This window comes from Dyella nitratireducens, assembly GCF_014642835.1.
GTDB classification, from domain to species: Bacteria; Pseudomonadota; Gammaproteobacteria; order Xanthomonadales; family Rhodanobacteraceae; genus Dyella_B; species Dyella_B nitratireducens.
On the sequence record NZ_BMJA01000013.1, the window covers coordinates 1 to 1,235 of the forward strand.

Annotated in this window: 1 protein-coding gene; it reads left to right on the plus strand. The window is 48.8% G+C overall.

Features of this window, described 5'->3' with window-relative positions:
- The first annotated feature begins 626 nt into the window (after window positions 1–626).
- On the plus strand, window positions 627–779 hold the full coding sequence (locus IEX75_RS24025; RefSeq protein WP_188798590.1) for a hypothetical protein: 153 nt from the start codon (window positions 627–629) through the stop codon (window positions 777–779).
- Window positions 780–1,235: the final 456 nt, after the last annotated feature.

Below are 1,235 nucleotides of genomic sequence, written 5' to 3' on the forward strand. Positions count from 1 at the left end.
GATGAATGAGACGGATCATCATAATGGATGCCGTGCTCGCTTGAATGAGCAAACGAATGGAAGGAACCATGAATGACTGGCATAATCGAAGTCCTTATTTAATACATGGAATAAGGTTGATGGATGTGACTGACGCAACAAGGATGTTTTTAATAAATAATGATGCGAAAGACATATTCAATCGCGGATACATAAAAATACCGTGCCCATGGCACGATTCCACGCTCTTCGGCGAAGCAGCCCGATCATAGGGAAAATAACCGACGCCAAGAGTGGTATTCGTCTATACGAACGATCCCGCGCATCAGATCCAGGCTACAAGACGAAGACGTGCATAGCTGCCTTTACTGTTTGCGTATAGATATCATCATGCGCAACCCCTACCCCCGCGTAGACACGCTGTTTCCGTTGCTCGAGGGTCAGGCTTGCATCGGGTGGCTGCGGGCAGGGTGATCCATAGATGACGTTGCTGTAGTACGTCGGCAGATCGGGGACGGGCCCGGTGGCTGAGGCATCCCCACGTTTTCTGCTTAATGATCTGAACAAAATCAGCAAGCTAGCCAATATCTATTAAATGACCGAGCCGTCATTCCGGCGAAGGCCGGAATCCATGGCCAGTACGAAGCATGGATTCCGGCCTTCGCCGGAATGACGCCGAGGTAAAAATGCTAAGTATTGGCCGCGAAAAAGCCTTCCTTGAACAGCTCGAAAAACGTGGGGAAACCTCAGGCCCGGTGGGCGATGCGGTTTTATCCGACGAAGGCGACGTAAATAAATGAGGGGATAAAGGTGATGCTCATGACCTTGGCTCGGCAAGCAATGGGAAATCTGCCCAGCGAAGGTAACCAAAAAATCGATACGCTCGCGGTAAAGCTATACACGCAGCACCGAGAAAGCGGAACGGGTCATCGGCTCCATGCTAGCGTCCATGGGACAAGGCAAGCTTGCCATAAACGAGTACCACGCCTTGGCGAGTTATTTCCCTATGCTCGAGCTGCCTCGCGGGAGCGCGAGGAACCGTGTCATGGGAACGGTATTTTTATGTATATGCGATCGTATATGTCTTTCGCATGATTATTTATTAAAAAACATCCTTGTTGTATCAATCACACCTATCAACCTTATTCCATATATTAAATAAGGACTTCGATTATGCCAGTCATTCATGGTTCCTTCCATTCGTTTGCTCATTCAAGCGAGCACGGCATCCATTATGATGATCCGTCTCATTCATC

Excerpts from the sequence above, each read along its gene's own strand:
- IEX75_RS24025 (WP_188798590.1), top strand. The coding sequence starts at position 627 with ATGGATTCCGGCCTTCGCCGGAATGACGCCGAGGTAAAAATGCTAAGT.